The 17991-nt window shown below is 43.3% G+C and carries 13 protein-coding genes; 11 read left to right on the top strand and 2 right to left on the bottom strand.

Annotated features, from left to right (window positions below; translation table 11 throughout):
• Positions 1-198: 198 nt before the first annotated feature.
• From AB5217_RS07215 to AB5217_RS07185, 7 genes are all read left to right on the top strand, one after another.
• Positions 199-2280, top strand: a complete 2082-nt coding sequence (locus AB5217_RS07215) for a BT4734/BF3469 family protein (protein WP_004309440.1) — start codon at positions 199-201, stop codon at positions 2278-2280.
• A 78-nt stretch (positions 2281-2358) separates the two neighbouring features.
• A complete protein-coding gene (locus AB5217_RS07210; protein ID WP_004298276.1) occupies positions 2359-3492 on the top strand; it encodes an AAA family ATPase in 1134 nt (377 codons plus the stop codon).
• 120 nt (positions 3493-3612) lie between these two features.
• Complete coding sequence (locus tag AB5217_RS07205; RefSeq protein ID WP_004298275.1) at positions 3613-5448, top strand: ABC transporter ATP-binding protein; 1836 nt, start codon at positions 3613-3615, stop codon at positions 5446-5448.
• A gap of 14 nt (positions 5449-5462) precedes the next feature.
• Entirely contained in the window at positions 5463-6266 is an 804-nt protein-coding gene (locus tag AB5217_RS07200) for a polysaccharide deacetylase family protein (RefSeq protein ID WP_032842866.1), read from the top strand.
• Entirely contained in the window at positions 6263-7219 is a 957-nt protein-coding gene (locus AB5217_RS07195) for a glycosyltransferase family 2 protein (protein WP_004309442.1), read from the top strand. The genes AB5217_RS07200 and AB5217_RS07195 overlap by 4 nt, the downstream gene beginning before the upstream one ends.
• A complete protein-coding gene (locus tag AB5217_RS07190; protein WP_032842867.1) occupies positions 7203-7622 on the top strand; it encodes a GtrA family protein in 420 nt (139 codons plus the stop codon). The genes AB5217_RS07195 and AB5217_RS07190 overlap by 17 nt, the downstream gene beginning before the upstream one ends.
• Positions 7623-7668: 46 nt before the next feature.
• Positions 7669-9648, top strand: coding sequence for an LTA synthase family protein (locus tag AB5217_RS07185; protein ID WP_032842868.1), 1980 nt, complete (start codon positions 7669-7671; stop codon positions 9646-9648).
• Here the strand turns inward: AB5217_RS07185 and AB5217_RS07180 are convergent.
• Both AB5217_RS07180 and AB5217_RS07175 read right to left on the bottom strand, forming a co-directional pair.
• Entirely contained in the window at positions 9635-11407 is a 1773-nt protein-coding gene (locus tag AB5217_RS07180) for an ArnT family glycosyltransferase (protein WP_032842869.1), read from the bottom strand. The two genes, AB5217_RS07185 and AB5217_RS07180, sit on opposite strands and share 14 nt — an antisense overlap.
• 29 nt (positions 11408-11436) lie before the next feature.
• Entirely contained in the window at positions 11437-12072 is a 636-nt protein-coding gene (locus AB5217_RS07175) for a viroplasmin family protein (RefSeq protein WP_004324363.1), read from the bottom strand.
• A 140-nt stretch (positions 12073-12212) separates the two neighbouring features.
• Between AB5217_RS07175 and AB5217_RS07170 the strand changes: the two genes are divergently transcribed.
• The 4 genes from AB5217_RS07170 to AB5217_RS07155 all read left to right on the top strand — a co-directional run bounded on the left by AB5217_RS07170 (position 12213) and on the right by AB5217_RS07155 (position 17989).
• Positions 12213-12815, top strand: coding sequence for a nitroreductase family protein (locus AB5217_RS07170; protein WP_032842880.1), 603 nt, complete (start codon positions 12213-12215; stop codon positions 12813-12815).
• Between the two features lie 115 nt (positions 12816-12930).
• A complete protein-coding gene (locus AB5217_RS07165; protein ID WP_032842870.1) occupies positions 12931-13458 on the top strand; it encodes a shikimate kinase in 528 nt (175 codons plus the stop codon).
• Positions 13459-13714: 256 nt separating this feature from the next.
• Positions 13715-16213, top strand: a complete 2499-nt coding sequence (locus AB5217_RS07160) for a tetratricopeptide repeat protein (protein ID WP_032842871.1) — start codon at positions 13715-13717, stop codon at positions 16211-16213.
• A gap of 9 nt (positions 16214-16222) precedes the next feature.
• A complete protein-coding gene (locus tag AB5217_RS07155; protein WP_004309447.1) occupies positions 16223-17989 on the top strand; it encodes an HSP90 family protein in 1767 nt (588 codons plus the stop codon).
• The last annotated feature ends 2 nt before the right edge of the window (positions 17990-17991 follow it).

The raw sequence follows: 17991 nt of genomic DNA, 5'->3' as shown, positions 1-17991 counted from the left end.
GAATTAAACTACTGAGAGCGAAGATTATTTATTCACAATAGAAGAAGTACCACCAAATTTGACGAAGAACCCAAATCATTACTAGTGGACGTGCGTTTGGGAGGTGTCAAATTTGTTTATACGGGATATTAACCGTACATTTGTCTGTGGTAATAATCGCCCTACAAACACATGCAGGACAAATAAATTAATTAAGCAATGAGAATAACATTGGTAAGAGACGATGGCAAGGTGAACACTATGCGTACGTTAAGAATCGAACAGCTCGTAGAGCAAATGAAAGTGGAAACCAAAGCACAGTCTGTTTCAAAAATGAGAGAAGTCCTGCCTTTTATGCTTCCGGGTGATAAAAATGACTATGTGCAGAAAGTGCAGAAGGTGATACCTGCAGCGGCCTTTTTCCGCAAAGACGGAATAACGACCATGAGTGAATACAACGGAATTGTGATGATTCAGGTGAATAACTTATCCGGGAATATGGAAGCGGATGAAGTGAAAGAGCGGGTGAGGGAGCTGCCGCAAACTTATTTAGCTTTCACCGGTTCTTCCGGAAAGTCAGTGAAGATATGGGTCCGTTTTACTTATCCCAATGACCTTTTACCGGAAACCCGTGAACAGGCAGAGCTTTTTCATGCACACGCCTATCGGTTGGCTGTGAAATTCTATCAGCCCCAACTTCCTTTTGATATCGAACTGAAAGAACCTTCATTGGAACAATATTGTCGCTGGACTTTTGATCCGGATTTGTATTTTAATCCCGAAGCGATGCCTATTTATATGAAACAACCTGTGGCTATGCCGGGCGAAACCACTTATCGTGAACGGGTGCAAACGGAAACTTCACCATTGCAACGGCTTGCACCGGGGTATGAAAGATGTGATGCGCTTTCTGTTCTTTTTGAAGCAGCCTTCGCACGTGCACTGGATGAGGAGGATGGTTATCAACCGGAAGAAGGTGATAAACAGTCTTTGTTGATAAATCTGGCCGGGTATTGTTTTCGCGCCGGTATTCCTGAAGAAGATACGGTGCGATGGTGTCGGGCGCATTATCGTTTGCCAAAAGATGATACATTGGTTCGGGGGACTGTACGGAATGTATATCGGACTTCAGAGGGATTTGCGAGTAAGAGCAGCCTGTTGCCGGAACAATTATTTGTCATGCAGATGGATGAGTTTATGAAACGGCGTTATGATTTCCGTTTCAACCAACTAACGTCACAAGTGGAATGTCGCGAACGGAATAGCTTTAATTTTTATTTTCTTCCGGTGGATAAACGGTTGATGGCAAGCATTACAATGAATGCACAATATGAGGGGCTTAAACTTTGGGATAAAGATGTCGTGCGTTTCCTGAATTCGGATCATGTACCGGTTTATCAACCTATTGAAGAGTTTCTTTATGACCTTCCTCGTTGGAACGGTAAGGATTATATTGGCAATTTAGCCAAACGGGTTCCTTGTGACCATCCTTATTGGACTCAATTGTTTCGTCGTTGGTTTCTTAGTATGGTCGCACATTGGCGTGGGATGGGTAAGAATCATGCGAATAGCACTTCGCCTATATTGATAGGCCCGCAAGCTTATCGTAAGTCTACATTTTGCCGCTTGATCTTACCACCATGTTTACAGGCATATTATACGGACAGTATCGATTTCAGTCGGAAACGGGATGCTGAACTGTATTTGAATCGCTTTTTATTGATTAATATGGATGAGTTCGATCAGATTGGCATCAGTCAGCAGTCTTTTCTCAAGCATATTCTGCAAAAGCCTGTTGTCAATACGCGACGTCCGAATGCTTCGGCAGTGGAGGAACTCCGCCGGTACGCTTCTTTTATAGGCACAAGTAATCATAAGGATCTGTTGACGGATACTTCCGGCAGTCGCCGTTTTATCGGTGTCGAGGTGACGGGAGTGATAGATGTGGTCCGCCCTATTGATTATGAGCAGTTATATGCACAGGCAATGGCTGCATTGCGGAGTAATGAGCGCTATTGGTTTGATGAAAAAGAGGAGGCGATTATGACGGAGGCTAACCGGGAGTTTGAACAGTCGCCGGCGATTGAACAATTGTTTCAGGTATATTACCGGGCAGCGGAAGAGGAAGAAGAGGGAGAATGGTTGCTTGCTGCGGATATATTGCAGCGGATACAAAAGGCAAGTAAAATGAAATTCTCTGCCGGACAAGTTAATTATTTCGGACGTATATTGCAGAGGCTGAGAGTAAAGTCGTTTAGGAAAACACGTGGGGTTTATTATCATGTGATGCCTGTAGAGTAAGGATGATGATGAAATAATGTATAGTAGATGGCTTTTATTATTTTATAATAATTATCTTTGCGTAATAACGTGAGATGTATGAAGACTATGATAAGAAATCCTTTTATAACAAGCGGATATGTCTCTGCTGATTATTTTTGCGATCGCCGTTTTGAGAGCGAACAGTTGGTGCGCGAGGTGATGAATGGGAATAATTTGGCTCTTGTCTCTACCCGGCGAATGGGAAAAACAGGGCTGATCCGTCATTGCTTTCAGTTTCCTGAAATTAAACAGGGTTACTATACCTTTTTTATTGATATATATGATAGCCGTTCATTGCGTGATTTGGTCTTTGCACTTAGTAAGGAGATTTTGGAAGTACTGAAACCTATGGGGAAGAAAGCTTTGCATGGCTTTTGGGAATGTGTAAAATCTTTGCAGGCTAGTATCTCTTTTGATGTGAATGGTATGCCTTCTTTGAATCTGGGATTAGGAGATATACAAGCTCCGGCTACTACGCTTGATGAAATCTTCCGGTATTTAGAGCAAGCGGATAAGCCTTGTTTGATTGCTATTGATGAATTTCAGCAGATTACTGGATATGTGGAGAAAAATGTAGAGGCTACTCTCCGGACTTATGTGCAGCATTGTAATAATGCGCGTTTCATTTTTGCCGGGAGCCAGCGACATGTGATGGGGAATATGTTTTTGACGCCTTCCAGACCTTTTTATCAAAGTGTGTCAATGATGCATTTGGAAAGTATTCCTTTAGAAGAATATATTCGTTTTGCAAGTATGCATTTCAAACGTGCAGGCAAAGAAATAGAGGAAAGTGCTGTTACCACAGTTTATCAACAGTTTGAAGGAATCACATGGTATATACAAAAAGTATTGAATACACTTTATGATATGACCCCGGAGTACGGAGTTTGTAAAGTGGGAATGGTGTCAGGGGCTATTCGGCAGATTATTGATTCATTCAGATATACTTATTCGGAAATTCTTTTTCGTTTGCCGGAGAAACAAAAGGAACTGCTAATTGCTATCACTAAAGAAGGAAGGGCTAAAGCTCTCACTTCCGGCACTTTTATTAAAAAATACAAACTGGCTTCTGCTAGTTCAGTTCAGGCAGCACTAAAAGGGTTGCTGGAAAAGGATTTTGTGACTCAGGAAATGGGTATTTGTCAAATATATGATCGTTTCTTGGGTATTTGGCTGAAAGAGAATTATTAAGTCATATTTCATTTATTGAAGAGGGCTTTTCGATAAATCGCGTTAATAATTAATAGAAACTGCTGCCTGTTAATCTGTTTTATTGTATCTTTGCGGTCTTAACTTTTTTAATGGTAAATAATGAAGGAATTTCTACAACTAATGCGACGTTTTGTGTCGCCTTATAAGAAGTATATCGGCTGGGCTATTTTGCTGAATATTTTGTCTGCTGTATTCAATGTGTTCTCATTTACTTTTTTGATTCCTATCTTGAGTATTCTGTTTAAAACAGAAGGAGCAGATAAGGTGTACCATTTTATGGAATGGGGTAGTGGCGATTTAGCAGATGTTGCCAAGAATAACTTCTATTATTACATCTCTCAGATGATTGTGGATAATGGTCCCACTGTAGCTCTTATTTTCTTGGGACTATTCCTGATGGTGATGACATTGTTTAAAACCGGTTGTTACTTTGCTTCTTCAGCCGTGATGATTCCATTACGTACAGGAGTGGTACGTGATATTCGTATTATGGTGTATGCTAAGGTAATGCGTCTGCCGATGTCTTTCTTCTCGGAAGAAAGAAAGGGAGATATTATAGCTCGTATGAGTGGTGATGTGGGGGAAGTGGAAAATTCCATTACCAGTTCATTGGATATGTTGATGAAAAGCCCGATTCTGATTATTATATATTTTGTGACATTGGTTACGGTTAGTTGGCAGTTGACTCTTTTTACTATCATTGTATTACCGGGAATGGGTTGGTTGATGGGAGTCGTCGGAAGAAAACTGAAACGTCAATCACTGGAAGCACAGGCTAAGTGGAGTGATACGATGTCACAATTAGAAGAAACACTGGGAGGCTTGCGCATCATCAAGGCTTTTATTGCGGAAGATAAAATGATTAACCGCTTCACCAAATGTAGCAACGAGCTCCGGGATGCGACAAACAAGGTTGCTATACGTCAGGCTATGGCTCATCCGATGAGTGAGTTCTTAGGAACGATTCTGATTGTAGCTGTATTGTGGTTTGGAGGTACATTGATTTTAGGAAAGAATGCAACCATCGATGCTCCTACATTCATCTTCTATATGGTTATCTTATATAGTGTAATCAATCCATTGAAAGACTTTGCTAAAGCGGGATACAACATTCCGAAAGGGTTGGCTTCCATGGAACGTGTGGACAAAATCCTGAAGGCAGAGAATAAGATTAAGGAAATTCCGAATCCGAAACCGTTGAAAGGTTTGAATGATAGAATCGAATTTAAAGATATCTCTTTCAGCTATGATGGTAAAAGAGAGGTGTTGAAGCATGTAAACCTGACAGTTCCCAAAGGAAAAACAATCGCACTGGTTGGTCAATCGGGATCCGGTAAATCTACATTAGTCGATTTGTTGCCGCGTTACCACGATGTGCAGGAAGGTGATATTACCATTGACGGAACAAGTATTCGTGATGTACGTATTGCAGATTTGCGCAGTTTGATTGGTAATGTAAACCAGGAGGCTATTCTGTTTAATGATACATTCTTCAATAACATTGCTTTTGGTGTGGAGAATGCGACAATGGAACAAGTAGTAGAGGCGGCGAAGATTGCCAATGCGCATGATTTCATTATGGAGAAACCGGAAGGATATAATATGAATATCGGTGACCGTGGCGGAAAATTGTCCGGTGGTCAGCGTCAGCGTATCAGTATTGCGCGTGCTATTTTGAAGAATCCTCCGATTCTGATTCTTGATGAGGCTACTTCTGCTTTGGATACCGAATCAGAACGTCTTGTACAGGAAGCGTTGGAACGTTTGATGAAAACACGTACGACGATTGCTATTGCCCACCGTCTTTCTACGATTAAGAATGCAGATGAAATCTGTGTACTGTATGAGGGTGAGATTGTGGAACGTGGTAAGCATGAAGAACTCATTGAGTTAAACGGTTACTATAAACGTCTGCATGATATGCAGCAGTTGTAATTCTTGATATTGCAATGATATTATTAAGTTTTGATACAGAAGAATTTGATGTACCTCGCGAGCATGGTGTAGACTTTCCGCTGGATGAAGCAATGAAAGTGTCAGTCTATGGTACGAACAAGATACTGGACTGCCTGAAAAAAAACGGGGTGAAAGCTACTTTCTTTTGTACAAGCAATTTTGCAGAAAATGCGCCGGAAGTGATGTGGCGCATTATGGACGAAGGGCATGAAGTTGCTGCGCATGGATGTGACCATTGGCAGCCACAGGCTTCGGATGTCAGTCGTTCAAAAGAAATTCTGGAACGCCTTACCGGCAGGACGATACAAGGTTATCGCCAGCCGCGTATGTTCCCCGTATCAGATACGGAACTTGAACGGATGGGGTATGTATATAACTCCTCATTGAATCCCGCATTTATCCCCGGAAGATATATGCATTTGTCGGAGCCCCGTACCTGCTTTATGACGGGTAAGTTACTTCAAATCCCGGCTTCTGTAACTCCGTGGATTCGCTTCCCGCTATTCTGGTTGTCTTGTCATAATCTGCCGATGTGGCTGTATCAACTCCTGGTAAACCGGGTATTGAAGCATGACGGATATTTTGTGACTTATTTCCACCCGTGGGAATTCTACCCGTTGGGTGAACATCCTGAATTTAAGATGCCTTTTATTATCCGCAATCATTCCGGTAAAGGAATGGAAGAACGTTTGGATATGCTTATCCGCAAACTGAAAGAAAAAGGATATGCTTTTATGACTTACTCGGAATTTGCACAGATAAAACTGGCTGAACTAAATAAACCGGACGAAAAATGATAAAATTGGCTATTGTATCCCCCTGCTATAATGAGGAGGAAGTGTTGGAAGATTCGGCCGCCCGTTTGACAGCCTTGTTTGATGAGTTGGTGGCGAAAGAAAAGATCAGTGCCGACAGCTTTGTGCTCTTTGTGAATGATGGCAGCAAAGATCGTACATGGAGCATCATTAAGAAATTGCACGGGACGAATCCTTATATAAAAGGAATGAATCTGGCACGGAACGTGGGACATCAGTATGCGATCATGGCCGGTATGATGACCGCTAAAGACTGGAGTGATGCCGTTATTACCATTGATGCCGATTTGCAGGATGATCTGAATGCGATTGAGGAGATGATCGATGCTTATACGCAAGGATATGATGTTGTATATGGAGTGAAAGTATCTCGTCAGGCAGACCCCGTGTTGAAACGTCTTTCTGCAACAGCCTTTTATAAATTACAGCACCGGATGGGAGTGGAGACTATCTACAATCATGCGGATTTTCGTTTTCTAAGCCGGAGAGTGCTGGAACAGTTGTCTCATTATCAGGAACGCAATGTCTATCTGCGTGGTATTATCCCGTTGCTGGGTTTCCCTTCTACTACGGTAGATGATGTGATTCGGGAACGGACAGCCGGAACTTCCAAATATACAGTGAGAAAGATGTTCAGTCTGGCTTTGGACGGGATAACCTCTTTCTCGGTAAAGCCCATTTACGGAATTGTTTATCTGGGAGGTATCTTTGTTTTTATCAGTATTTTGATTGGAATCTATGTTCTTTACGCATTGATTTCGGGTACTGCGGAACATGGCTGGGCCTCTTTGATGTTGTCTATCTGGTTTGTTGGCGGGGTTGTTTTATTATCCATAGGAGCTGTCGGACTGTATATTGGCAAGATTTATAAAGAGGTAAAACGTCGTCCGCTCTATAATGTGGAAGAAGTGTTGTACGATGATCAGAATAAGTAAGGCTATACTTGAGAAGCACCCGGATTGGCGGGATAAGTTCTGGCAGTTTGTTCGTTTTGGAGTTGTCGGCACTATATCTTCAGCCATTCATTACGGCGTATATTGCCTGGTCTTGTTGGTTGCGAATGCCAATATCTCCTTTACGGCTGGTTATGCTGTAGGATTTGTCTGCAACTACTTCCTGACTACTTTCTTCACCTTTCGTTCCAGACCATCCTCGCATAATGCGATCGGCTTTGGTTTTAGTCATCTGATTAATTACCTGCTTGAGATCGGCTTACTGAATCTCTTCCTCTGGATAGGGGCGGGTGAACTGCTTGCACCGATACTGGTAATGATTATCGTGGTGCCTATCAATTTCCTGATTCTTCATTTCGTTTATATCTATAAAGGGAGGAAATAACACTATTCAATCCCTTTCATTTAATTCATAAAAAGAAAAGGCTATTATGAAACGTTTTCTAAATCTTGTTGTATATATTCTTACCATACATGTTTCGGCTTTACTGATCGCAGGACTGTTTCGCCTGGTACTTTTTATCTCATCTTATCATCAGTTGACCTCTGAAGCCTTGTCGGATAAGACACTTCCGATGCTTGCTTTTGTGCATGGTGTCTGGTTTGACAATGTGATAGGCTGTTACATACTTCTGTTGCCTCTGGTAGTTGCGGTGGTATGTGGAGTTTGCAACTATTATGGGAAAGCGTTGTTCCGTTTCTTTACGATCTTTTTCAGTGTCTTTTATGGATTGGTTTATTTAATCAGTGCGTCAGACATTCCTTATTTTGCCTATTTCTTTAAACATATCAACTCTTCCATATTCGAATGGTTCGGTTATGCGGGAACTACCGCCGGAATGATATTGGGGGAAAGTGCCTATTATCTGTCCATCGGATTATTCCTTCTCTTTCTGGCCGGATTCGTAGTTTGGCTTATCTATCTGGCACGTTATTTCCATCATCGTAGCCTTACCATTTCCGCTCCGTTTCCTTATTGGAAGCGAGGAGGGGCGGTTCTGATCGGTGCTTGCTTAATCGGACTCTGCATCTTTGGAATCCGGGGGCGTACAGGCTATAACCCGATCAAAGTAAGTGCGGCATATTTCTGTCAGGATGCTTTTCTCAATCAACTGGGAGTAAGTCCTACTTTTAACCTGCTGACGAGTGTGATGGATGATATGAGGCCTGAAAATAAATATTTGCATCTGATGGATGAACAGGAAGCCATCACCAAGGCGCAAGCTCTGCTCAACCGTCCGGGAGATGCGAATGTTTCCCCGTTGGCTGTTTACAGGCATGCTGCAAAAGCGGATAGCGTGCAACAACGCCGTCCTAATGTCGTCTTGATTATGATGGAGTCTATGTCCGCCAAGTTTATGAAGCATTTCGGGCAATCGGAGACTTTGACTCCTTTCCTGGATAGCCTGTATACCCGTTCTATCAGTTTCCGCAATTTCTATTCGGCAGGAATCCATACGAACCATGGTTTGTATGCCACCTTGTATTCTTTTCCGGCTATGATGAAACGGAACCTGATGAAAGGCTCTGTCATTCCCCGCTATTCGGGACTGCCTACCGTACTGAAAGAAAACGGCTATTACAACCTTTTCTTTATGACGCATGAAGGGCAGTATGATAATATGAACGCTTTCTTCCGGACGAACGGCTATGATGAAGTGTTTTCACAAGAAAACTATCCGGCTGATAAGGTTGTGAATAGCTTTGGAGTGCAGGATGATTTCTTGTATGACTACGCAATTCCGGTATTGAATCAGCGGGCTGCCACCGGACAACCGTTTTTTGCTACTTTACTGTCCATCAGTAATCATCCGCCGTATGTGATACCTCCTTTCTTCCATCCGAAAACAAGTGAACCGGAGACGCAGATCGTTGAGTATGCGGATTGGGCTTTGCGTCAGTTCTTTGAAGAGGCGCGTAAACAACCCTGGTTTGATAATACGATATTCGTATTGGAAGGGGATCATGGCAAACTGGTGGGAGACGCCGAATGTGAACTGCCGGAATCTTATAATCATATTCCACTGATGATTTACTCCAGCCGTATTCAGCCGGAAGAGAAAACTACATTTGGCGGTCAGGTAGATATACAGCCAACAATATTAGGGCTGTTGAATATTGATTATCTACAGAATAATTTTGGAGTGGACTTGCTGAAGGAAGAACGTCCCTGTATGTTCTATACTGCTGACAATATGGTGGTGGGACGCAATGACACGTTACTCTACCTTTATAATTACGAGACTCAGCAGGAACTTACTTATGATATCGGTAACGGCAAATTGAATGCTGTTCCGATGGATGATAGCTTTTTGCCTTTAAAAGAATATAGTTTTTCCATGCTCCAATCGGCGGAGTTCCTTGTGAAGCATGGAAAAACGCTTAATTCTATACCTTTTACTCAACAATAGGAGTCGTTTCAGTATTTTCAGGCTGTTGGTTTTTAACGAACTTGTATATCTTGGCTATTTGCCGGAGTACTCGTTTAGGGGATTCATATACCTCCTCAAACTGATACCCTTCTTTCTCGAATTCGGGAAGATATTTCTCTGCATCATTCGTGCCGATTAACAAGAAACCTTCCGAAGGACGTTTCTCATAGAAGTTGTCGAGACGATTGTGCAGATAGAAATTGAGTTCGAAAAAATGTACGGGGTCACCTGCTGCATGCAGACTTTCTTCAATGAATTCGTACATCGTTCCTTCGCTTTCCGGCGCAACCTTTTCTATTTCTGTAGCGATGAATTTGACCGACTTCGAATTTAATGCTGCCGGCTGATAAGCACCGTCCAATGCAAGGTATAATCCCATTGTAAGCACAACGAGAGCGTATAGGAAACGGTTGTTCAATGCATTTTTCCGTTGATAGAACCACCAGTAGATACCGAGAATGGTAGGAATGGCAATCAGGAATAAGGCCCCTGCTCCGCTGATATTCTGTATTGCACGCATGAAATTAATATTGTCCTGCGCGTGACGACCCTGGAAAATAGTTTCAGGGATGAGTCCGCATTTTAATACGATGAAGCAGGTGAACAGTAGCAGGCTGATTACTGCAAGAATACTTCCGTATACCTTGATGACTTTAGATTGCTTCTTGACCAGATAGAATAGATATTTGGCAAGGAAATAAGCAATGAAAGGATAGATCGGCATCAGATATACACTACGTTTGCTCTGCGGAATACAGTAGAAGACGAAGATTACAACGATACTGGTGAAAGAGAATAAATCCACCGGGTCCATATTCTTTATCCATCTGGTGAAGCGTTTCCACCAGGCTGCCGGTTGGATGCTGAATTTATGGTAAGTCAGGCTGAACAGGGAGAGCACGACTAACAGTGTCCAGGGAACGTATCCGGCAAATAGGGTCACAAAATTATAATGCCAGGGGTTCACGCATGAATTGTAACTCATGGTATTAGTCATACGACCGAAGTTTTCTTCCATAACTAATGCCAGGAACTCTTCACCACCTTGTTGGTAAGCAGCGACATACCAGCAGAAAGGCAGGATGAGTGAAAGAATGGCCCAAGCGGAAAGTAACAGGAAGGCTTTGAAGAAGTTGACACCCCGGAGTAATAAGAAGATGCCTACCACTAAACATGGAATGATAGTACCTACCGGTCCTTTCGTCAGTGTGCCGCAGCTCATCAGGAGAATGGCCAGCCAGGGAATACCTTTGAGTCCCTTCTCATACCATTTGTAGAGACAATACAGAGCGCCAACGGTGAGTGCTGTCAATACCATATCCACCCGGCAGTTTGCTCCGGCCCGGTGCAGCTCAAAATTAGTCAGGGTAATAAAGGCAGCCAACAACGCCAGTTCCACTCCTTTTCTTTTGGCAAAGAACAGAAAGCCGCAGAGGGTCATGGCGATCAGGGCGATGGCAGACGGCAAGCGGGAGGTCATTTCTGTGACTTGCCCTCCGTTTACTGCTGCCGAAACAGCGGCTATACTCCAGTGGAAGAAAGGCGGTTTGTAAGCCATTTCTCCTCCGTTGTTTCTGGGTAAAATCCAGTTTCCGCTATCCAGCATGGAGTAGGAGACAATAGATTCGCGAGGCTCCCCTTTGGTGTGGTACTCCGATAAACCGAGGAAAGGCAGGATAGTAACTACGCAAATGACTAGTAACAGCCAGAAAGCTTTGTTTGAAGTCAATGTTTTCATCTTTATCTTATATTGAAATTTATGTTCTTTTATTTTCTGCCGAAGTCGGCCGGAATTTCTCCCCATTCTTTCGTTTCCCATTTCAGAATAGGGGTGGTATAGGTGTTTCCCTGCAACCATTTTTCTGCCCGTTCAATCAACAGAAAGAGTTCTTCTGTTTCCGGGGTCCGGGGGAGCTTGGTCTTGCACTTCTTCTGTCGTACCCAGCTGATGGCATTCGCGCTGTCACTGTAAATGGGCATATCGAAACCTTTCTTTTTCAACAACGCCAACCCGTGTACGATGGCTAGAAACTCGCCGATATTATTCGTGCCTTTCATCGGGCCGAAATGAAAAATCTCCTGACGGCTGGCAATGTGTACGCCGCGATATTCCATCGGTCCCGGATTACCGCTACAGGCTGCATCGACAGCCAGGCTATTGTCGATCACACAAGAGGGTAAGGTATCCGAAGAAGGTTTGGGACCTCCTGATTTAGCCTTTGCATTCTTGCCGATATAAGCATAGGGAGACATTGTCAACGCGCGTTCCGCTTCTTCGCGCGTGTCAAATGATTTGTATTTGGCAGCTTCATATCCTTTGATTTGAAGCTGGCAGTCTGTCCAGGAAGTATAAACTCCGGGGGTGACGCCTTCCCATACTACATAAAATTTCTGTTTAGCCATTTTTTCTGACGATAATTTTAGATAGTCAATGAATTGACGCTGCGAAGGTACAAATATATTCTCTAACTGAACAAGTTAGGGGGGCTACTTGTTATAAAAAAAAGAGAGTTTTAAGAATATAAAATAAGAAAGAAACTATGATGGAAAGATCTTTTAGTGAAGCTTTGAAACAACGTCGAACTTACTATTCAATTACTAATCAGTCACCTATATCCGATCAGGAGATCGAATGTATCGTTAATATGACCGTGCGCCATGTGCCGTCGGCATTCAATTCGCAATCTACCCGTGTGGTACTTCTATTGGGAGAATCGCATAAGAAATTGTGGCAGATTGTGAAGGACGCATTAAAGAAGATTGTACCGGCTGAAGCGTTTGTCAAGACAGAAGAGAAGATAGATCATTCCTTTGCCTGTGGTTATGGAACTGTACTGTTCTTTGAGGATCAAAAAGTGGTGAAAGGACTTCAGGAGGCTTTCCCGTCTTATCAGGAGAATTTCCCGGGATGGTCATTGCAGACTTCTGCCATGCACCAGTTAGCTATCTGGGTGATGCTCGAAGATGTAGGTTTCGGAGCATCGCTGCAACACTATAACCCGTTGATTGATGAAGAAGTGCGCCGTGCATGGGATTTGCCGGAACATTGGCATCTGATTGCGGAAATGCCGTTCGGACTTCCTGTCGGCAAACCGGGTGAAAAAGAATTCCAGCCGCTTGAAGAACGGGTGAGAATCTTTAAATAAATCGGGAATGAAGAATGAATAATGAAGAATTGGATGGCATAATGGCTAAAATTCTTTATTCTTCATTCTTCATTCTTCATTAAATGATTAATTTTGTGAGCAAAATTAATCATTTATGGTTCGTATCTTCCTTACCGGCTATATGGGTGCCGGAAAAACGACGTTGGGTAAGGCTTTTGCCCGGCATATGAATATACCGTTCATCGATCTGGACTGGTATATTGAAGAGCGTTTTCACAAAACCGTTGGAGAATTATTCATTGAACGAGGCGAAACAGGATTCAGGGAGCTGGAGAGAAATATGCTCCATGAAGTAGCCGAGTTTGAGAATGTGGTAATTTCGACGGGGGGTGGAGCGCCTTGTTTTTATGATAATATGGATTTTATGAACCGGACCGGAAAGACTGTTTTTCTGGAGGTGCATCCGGATGTGTTGTTCAGGCGCTTGCGTGTGGCTAAACAACAACGTCCTATTCTTCAGGGTAAAGAGGATGAAGAACTGAAAGCGTTCATTATTCAGGCACTCGAGAAGCGTGCTCCTTTTTATCATCAGGCACAATATATCTTTAATGCAGACGAATTGGAAGATCGTTGGCAGATTGAAACATCGGTGCAATGTTTGCGACAACTTTTGGGGTTGTAGAAGTAACAGTCGTTATATTTTGTGTAATCGTCATTTGGAAAGCTGTGGAATGTGTGTAATTTGTGCCTGATAATGAATGATTATTGGGAGGAATTTTACTGTATTCAGAAATCAGGTAGTTGTAATGTTCTCTTTTTGTTGGAACTTCGTTTTTTTTGAGACTCTTGTTTGTGCATTCGGTCAATATTTGTACCTTGCACTCGTTATGAGATTTTTTATTGACTAGTAACACAAAATTAAGGTAAAGTTCTATATCATGAAAACTTTAAAAGAGAAATTTGGGGAGTTATCCGCTAAAATTAAAGCATCCGGACAGCCTGCAAGGGTATGGTTTCCGCAGTATACACCGGCTTCATTGTTAAGTGCGGAAAACTGGTGGGAAGCATTGGCTGTATGTGAATATGCTTTGGACACAAAAGAAGACGAGAAATTAACAGAAGATTTTTTTGAACTGATATTCAGTGCTTTTGACTGTAACGTAGAGGTAGAACTCAACGCGGAAGAATATGAATTCTGGTGGGAAAAGGTGATGCAGGTATGCGACCGTGTGGCAGAGTTTAGCGGTGCGGGATGGGCGCAGAAGGGTGCACAATATTCCGAAGCCCGTTATGGAAAGCGGGACATGAGTTATTTGTTTCCATGCTACGAGAAGGCCGCCGATATGGGTTGGGCTGAAGCGGAAGCAACTGTTGCCTATTGGCGATACATGGGATTCTATTGCGAACAAGATAAAGAAGAGGGTGAACGGCGTTTTGCAGCTCTCACTTCTCCCGAAGCTATTTTATGGGGAAAGCATTATCGTGCTTTTGCCGAAGAATTTACAGGGGATAAAGCAAAGGCATTACAGATACGGAATGAACTGCTTGCCGAACTGCCTGAAGGAGAACGTTTGCGTGCTCATGTATATGCAGCGTTGGGGGATGCGCTCGACAGGGCGGAAGGTAACGTGGCAGAGGAAGCTGCTTATTACGAAAAAGCCCTGGAAATAGTTCCCAATCTTTATAGTCTTAAAAATCTGGCTACGCTTTATTTCCGTTACCCGGAACTGAATAAACCGAAAGAACTGAGCTTTGAACTTTGGGAAAAGGCTTGGCATGCCGGTGTGTGGTCTGCCGCCAATTTCCTGGGATATAACTATCAGGAGGAGGAATGGCTGGATATGCCTAAGGCGATTGAATGGCTGGAAAAGGGCATGCTTTATTGTGAACCCTACAGTGCGTATGAACTGGCATTGATCTACCTGTATAATGATGAATATAAGAACGTGGAACGTGGACTGATGTGTCTGAACCGTTGCGTGGAGGATGATTATATACAAGGTATCGAAGGACTGGCCAATATTTATTTCAACGGTGATTTGGTGCCGGAAGACATGAATCGCGCGAAAGAGTTGTTGGAGAAAGCCATTGAGTTGGGTTCGGGAAGTGCAGCTTATCGTTTGGGCTGGATGTATGAACGTGGCTTCTTGTCTGAAGAACCGGATTATGTGAAGGCTTTAGAGTTTTATGAAAAAGCGGCTTCACTGAATAATGCCGATGGGTATTGCCGTGTGGCTCTTTATCTGGCTAATGGATATAGCGGTGTGAAGGACCCTGTAAAATCAAGGGAATATTATGAAAAAGCGGCCGAACTGGGTGCTTGCTTTGCCCTTGTGGAACTGGCATTCTTATATGAGAATGGCGATGGAGTGGAGAAGAATTATGAAAAGTCATTTGAACTGATTAGCAAGGCTGCCGAACAGGGTTATCCTTATGCAATGTTCCGTGTAGGTCTTTATATGGAAAAGGGTGTTCTTGGTGAAGTGAAACCGGAAGAGGCCTTTGCCTGGTATACAAAGGCAGCTGAAGCGGACGATAATGATGCGATCTTTGCTTTGGGACGTTGCTATAGAGAAGGTATCGGAACGGAAGAAAACTGGGATAGGGCACTCGAATGGTTTAGTAAAGGGGCGGAAAAGAATGAAGCCCGTTGTCTGACGGAACTGGGGATGGCTTATGAGAATGGTAATGGCGTGGAAGAGAATCCACAGAAGGCAGTGGAATATATGATGAAGGCTGCTGAACAGGATTATGGCTATGCTCAGTTTAAGATGGGAGATTATTATTTCTTCGGTTGCGGTCCCTGTCTGGAAGATAATAAAACGGCAGTGGAATGGTATGAAAAGGCAGTGGCTAATGAGATTCCGATGGCTATGCTGCGTGTGGGTGAGTATTATCTGTATGACTATGATAGCCTGAATGAGTCGGAAAAGGCTTTTGCTTATTTCAAGAAAGCTGCCGAATATGAATGGTATAGTGAAGGACTGGGTATCTGTTATGAAATGGGTATCGGAGTGGAAGAGAATGAAACGGAAGCCTTTAAATATTATACACTGGCTGCGGATAATGGAAATACGACAAGTATGTATCGTACCGGACTTTGCTATTATAACGGAGTAGGTGTGAAACAGAATTATGCCGAGGCCTATCGCTGGTTCACGGATGCGGCGGGGAATGAGAATGTCGCTGCAATTTATTATCTGGGCAAGATGATGATGTATGGCGAAGGTTGTAACCCTGATCCGGAAGCTGCAGTGCAATGGTTGCTGAAAGCTGCCGAGAAAAATAACGATAAAGCACAATTTGAACTTGGAAATGCCTATTTGACAGGAAATGGCGTGGAAGAAAACGATGAAATTGCAATGGAGTGGTTCGAAAAGGCCGCAGAGCATGGCAATGAGAAAGCTCTTAAAATCACCGGAAGGAGGAGGAAGTAAAAGAGGAACATGGAAAAAGAAGGAAATAATCTGTTTCAGGTCAATCTTAAAGGTATGATTGCCCTGTTATCAGAGCACATTTATAGTAACCCGAATACTTTTGTTCGCGAACTGTTGCAGAATTGCGTAGATGCCATCACGGCACTACGCAATATTGACGAGAATTATAAAGGTCGCATCGATGTCTTTCTGAATGAGGACAAGACAGTGGTATTTCGGGATAATGGTATCGGACTGAAAGAGGAGGAAGTTTATCGCTTTCTGACTGTTATCGGGGAGAGCTCAAAGCGGGATACTCCCGATGCGGACGATTTTATCGGAAGGTTCGGTATCGGATTGTTATCTTGTTTTGTGGTGACCAATGAAATCACCGTAGAGAGTCGTTCTGCAATGGGCGGACAGCCTGTTTGCTGGTGTGGAAAAGTGGATGGGACGTATCAGCTGACTTTATCAGACGAAGAACGGCCCATCGGGTCGCAGGTAGTATTGCACCCGAAAGGAGATTGGATGCATCTTTTTGAATATGAAACATTTAAGAAGATACTGGTCGGTTACGGAGAAATGCTGCCGTATCCTATCTATCTGCATTATCAGGGGGAAGAGGAGTTGGTAAATACGCCTTCGCCTGTATGGCTTGACCCGAAGGCGACTCGTAAGGAGTTGCTGGATTATGGAGCGAAAGTGTTTCAATCGTCTGCTCTCGATGCTTTCCGGATCTATACTGAAAGCGGCAAGGTGGAAGGGGTGCTTTATGTCCTGCCTTTCCGTACACAATTTTCAGTGCGCAACTCTCATAAGGTCTATCTCAAACGTATGCTGTTGAGTGAGGATGATTGCAATCTGTTGCCGTCGTGGGCTTTCTTTATCCGTTGTCTGGTGAATGCGGACGGGTTGCTGTCTACCGCTTCCCGGGAGTCTTTGGTGAGTAATGACCAACTGAAAGATGCCCGGAAAGAGATCGGGGTGGCTATCAAGGATTATCTGCGGGGATTGGTGCAGAATGACCGTGCCATGTTCAATCGGATTCTGGATGTTCATCACTTTCATATCAAGGCGATTGCTTCGGAGGATAATGAATTGCTTCGTTTGTTTATGGATTATCTTCCTTTTGAAACCAATAAGGGTTTGCGTAGTTTTGGAAGTATTCGTTCGGCAAGCAATGTGATATGTTATACCAAGAATCTGGAGGATTTCCGGCAAGTGCGGCGTATAGCCGGAGCACAGGGTTGGCTGGTCGTGAATGCTGCTTATACGTTTGATGAAACGTTGTTGAAAAAGTATGTCCGCCTGAATCCGGAACTTACTTTGGATGAAATATCTCCTTCACGGTTGCTGGAGCAGTTTGGTGAAGTGGAGGCGAACCAGGAGTTTCAGGCTTTTGAGGTGAAAGCGAACGAGTTGTTGAAGCGGTTTGGCTGTATCTGTCGTCTGAAGCATTTTACTCCGGTGGATATTCCGGTTATTTTTGTGGCGGAGGAAAAGGAGAATGCCGCTAAAAGTGCTAATAATCCGTTGGCGGCTGTACTGGGAGCTGTGAATACTACAAAGCAGATTCCGCCGACACTCACTTTCAATGCGGATAATGAAATGGTGCAGACCTTATTGCAAATACAAGGAGACAATAAACTGTTTCAGCATGTGGTGCATATATTGTATGTACAATCGCTTCTGCAAGGTAAATATCCGGTAAACAGCGAAGAAATGGAGCTTTTCAACCATTCGCTAAGTGAACTGATGACTTCGAAAATGAATGATTTTATAAATTTCCTGAATTAAAA

Source organism: Bacteroides sp. MSSM.1001136sp1_RTP21357st2_D2_RTP21359_211015 (genome assembly GCF_040913205.1).
Taxonomy (GTDB): Bacteria; Bacteroidota; Bacteroidia; order Bacteroidales; family Bacteroidaceae; genus Bacteroides; species Bacteroides ovatus.
Note: the sequence above shows the minus strand (reverse complement) of the source record. Positions and strands in the feature narration are given on the sequence as shown.

Excerpts from the sequence above, each read along its gene's own strand:
- AB5217_RS07215 (WP_004309440.1), top strand. The coding sequence starts at position 199 with ATGAGAATAACATTGGTAAGAGACGATGGCAAGGTGAACACTATGCGT.
- AB5217_RS07210 (WP_004298276.1), top strand. The coding sequence starts at position 2,359 with ATGAAGACTATGATAAGAAATCCTTTTATAACAAGCGGATATGTCTCT.
- AB5217_RS07205 (WP_004298275.1), top strand. The coding sequence starts at position 3,613 with ATGAAGGAATTTCTACAACTAATGCGACGTTTTGTGTCGCCTTATAAG.
- AB5217_RS07200 (WP_032842866.1), top strand. The coding sequence starts at position 5,463 with ATGATATTATTAAGTTTTGATACAGAAGAATTTGATGTACCTCGCGAG.
- AB5217_RS07195 (WP_004309442.1), top strand. The coding sequence starts at position 6,263 with ATGATAAAATTGGCTATTGTATCCCCCTGCTATAATGAGGAGGAAGTG.
- AB5217_RS07190 (WP_032842867.1), top strand. The coding sequence starts at position 7,203 with ATGATCAGAATAAGTAAGGCTATACTTGAGAAGCACCCGGATTGGCGG.
- AB5217_RS07185 (WP_032842868.1), top strand. The coding sequence starts at position 7,669 with ATGAAACGTTTTCTAAATCTTGTTGTATATATTCTTACCATACATGTT.
- AB5217_RS07180 (WP_032842869.1), bottom strand. The coding sequence starts at position 11,407 with ATGAAAACATTGACTTCAAACAAAGCTTTCTGGCTGTTACTAGTCATT.
- AB5217_RS07175 (WP_004324363.1), bottom strand. The coding sequence starts at position 12,072 with ATGGCTAAACAGAAATTTTATGTAGTATGGGAAGGCGTCACCCCCGGA.
- AB5217_RS07170 (WP_032842880.1), top strand. The coding sequence starts at position 12,213 with ATGGAAAGATCTTTTAGTGAAGCTTTGAAACAACGTCGAACTTACTAT.
- AB5217_RS07165 (WP_032842870.1), top strand. The coding sequence starts at position 12,931 with ATGGTTCGTATCTTCCTTACCGGCTATATGGGTGCCGGAAAAACGACG.
- AB5217_RS07160 (WP_032842871.1), top strand. The coding sequence starts at position 13,715 with ATGAAAACTTTAAAAGAGAAATTTGGGGAGTTATCCGCTAAAATTAAA.
- AB5217_RS07155 (WP_004309447.1), top strand. The coding sequence starts at position 16,223 with ATGGAAAAAGAAGGAAATAATCTGTTTCAGGTCAATCTTAAAGGTATG.